This is a genomic window from Roseomonas chloroacetimidivorans, assembly GCF_049629625.1.
GTDB lineage: Bacteria > Pseudomonadota > Alphaproteobacteria > Acetobacterales > Acetobacteraceae > Roseomonas > Roseomonas chloroacetimidivorans.
The window spans coordinates 1-1,383 of the sequence record NZ_JBNBZS010000270.1 but is presented as its reverse complement, the minus strand read 5'-3'; the positions used below and the strand labels follow the sequence as shown (position 1 = coordinate 1,383).

Here is a 1,383-nt window from a genome sequence, read left to right as displayed (position 1 = left end):
GCAGCGGATGAGGCCCGGGTCGCAGGCCGACCCGGTGGGATTCGGCCGAGCTGGACGCGATCTCTGCCAGATCCTTTCGAACGGGTGCTCGTCGGTTGCAGCGTTGAGGTGGACAGGTCCGCGGTCTTCTGCTGTTGCGATGAACGGCCGCGACAGCATCGATCCTGCCAGGAAGTGTCGTTGCCGAAAGAGGGCCAGTTCTGTGCAAGCAGCTGCAGCGGTACAACACGACGCCGGGCATGCTATTGCGGTGGCGAAGAGTGGGGCGGGCCCGTGCCCGTCCAACAGCGCGGCGTCTGCCCGCCTCCGCCGTGGGCCCCGCCCACTGGAGTCATGGCTCGAGGAGCATGCGACGATGGATCAGACTGTAACAGACCTAGCATTCCAGAACACGGCGGATCCGCTGCAGGACGCAGCGGCCTATCTGCTGGATCTCTGGCAACGGAATATCCTCTTCCTCGACGTCCTGCGCCAGCGCGGCAACCAATACCACGAGCATATGGCCAAGCCCGCACCCTCGGTGCTGAATTTCGATGCCGAGATGGTGGTCGATGGCGCCCAACTGCCGCGGCCGGTCAATTACAGCCTGTTACGCATCATCCCGCCCGAGGATGTGGTGATCGACCCGCTGAAGCGGCCCTTCGTTGTCGTCGATCCGCGTGCCGGGCACGGGCCCGGCATCGGCGGCTTTAAGCCGGACAGCGAGATCGGCGTCGCACTGCGCGCCGGCCATATCTGCTATTTCGTCAGCTTTCTGCCCGATCCGCTGCCGGGTCAGACAGTGCTGGACGTGGTCCGGGCCGAGACCGCCTTCCTGGAGCACGTCGTCGCGGCCCATCCCACGGCGGAGGGCAAGCCGGTCGTCATCGGCAACTGCCAGGCGGGCTGGCAGATCATGATGGGCGCGGCGCTGCGACCGGACCTGTTCGGGCCCATCATCATCGCCGGCGCTCCGCTCTCCTACTGGGCGGGATGGCGAGGCGGGCCCACCATGCGCTACTCAGGCGGCATGGTCGGTGGGTCCTGGGCGACGGCCCTGCTGGGGGACCTCGGCCACGGCCTCTTCGATGGCGCCTGGCTGGTCCAGAACTTCGAAAGCCTGGACCCCGCGAACACACTCTGGTCCAAGCAGTACAACGTTCACGCCCATATCGACACGGAGCCGGCGCGCTATCTTGGCTTCGAGAAGTGGTGGAACGGCCACGTCCTGCTGAATGCGGACGAGATGCAGTTCATCGTGGATGAGCTCTTCATCGGCAATCGTCTGGCGACCGCGGAGCTGGTGACGGAAGACGGCGTGCGGCTCGATTTGCGCAAGGTTCGCTCACCCATCGTTGTCTTCTGCTCCAAGGGCGACAACATCACGCCGCCGCCGCAGGCGTT

The 1,383-nt window shown here is 65.4% G+C and carries 1 protein-coding gene; it reads left to right on the top strand.

The features are described 5' to 3' along the window. Positions 1 to 355: 355 nt before the first annotated feature. Positions 356 to 1,383: DUF3141 domain-containing protein (locus tag ACO1BU_RS37330; protein ID WP_424140899.1), on the top strand; the 1,028-nt coding region annotated here is incomplete at its 3' end.